Below are 839 nucleotides of genomic sequence, written 5' to 3'. Positions count from 1 at the left end.
TCTGCGACTGCGGCTTCCACTGTCTGCATGAGCGGTGCGAGGCGCAGGCGCTGCTCTGCGCCGCCGAGTACCGCAAGGCCGTCCTGCTGGAGGTGGTGGTGCTCGGCGCGTACATCCGCTTCGAGCTCGGGATGCGGTACGCCCGCCAGCGGGTCCGTGCCGCCACTGTCGGGCCCTGCGCGTGCCGGCGCACCGCGACCGGTCTTGCCGACGCGGGATGGGGCCGGCCCGGGTGGCAGGTGTTGGAACCGGTGTGCGGGGCATGCGCTGGTGGTCGTACACCGCTCTCGCTCGCCGACTTCGCGCGCCGGGGCGGTGAGGGGCTGCGGGTGGTCGCCTCGCCCGAGGCGGAGGTGGAATCCGCGGTCACCGCCGCCGAACTGGTTGCCGAGGCGGCACTGCTGCAGGCCAGACTCGACTGGTTCCAGGGGCAGTTGGCGAAACTGACCGGAGGAGAGCATGGCAAAGGTTAAGCAGCGGAAGATGAGTCTCGGCTACCGGCCGGTGGGGATGGTCCTCGGCATAGCGGGCGGCATGCTCGCAGGGGCCGCCTTCGACCGCGCCTGGCGGGCCGTCGGGAACGGGCGCGAGGCGCCCGATCCCCTCGACGACGAGCGCCAGTGGTACGAGGTGCTGGCCGCGGCCGCCCTCCACGGGGCGATCTTCTCCGTGGTGAAGGCGGCCGTGGACCGGGGCGGGGCCGAAGGGGTGCGGCGGATCACCGGGCGCTGGCCCGCGTAACGAGGCCTACCAGAGGTTCTCGCGGGACCAGGTGGGGTCGCCCGCGTACGGGTGGAAGCGGTCCAGGTTGTCGTGCGCGGGGTGGGTGCGGGCCGCCG

General features: G+C 73.1%; 1 protein-coding gene and 1 pseudogene. Both read left to right on the top strand.

All coding sequences use genetic code 11. The features are described from left to right. Positions 1 to 473 (top strand): annotated as a pseudogene (locus tag J0695_RS36030) (hypothetical protein); the annotation flags it as partial. Further along, positions 460 to 741 (top strand): DUF4235 domain-containing protein, encoded by a 282-nt coding sequence (locus J0695_RS36025; RefSeq protein WP_206968990.1) that lies wholly within the window; start codon positions 460 to 462, stop codon positions 739 to 741. The pseudogene J0695_RS36030 and the gene J0695_RS36025, both read left to right, overlap by 14 nt. Positions 742 to 839 lie beyond the last annotated feature (98 nt).

Origin of the sequence: Streptomyces beijiangensis (genome assembly GCF_017315755.1) — a bacterium.
In the GTDB taxonomy this organism is placed as follows: domain Bacteria; phylum Actinomycetota; class Actinomycetes; order Streptomycetales; family Streptomycetaceae; genus Streptomyces; species Streptomyces beijiangensis.
The sequence above is the reverse complement of the archived record's forward strand: the minus strand, read 5'-3'. Positions and strand labels throughout refer to the sequence as shown.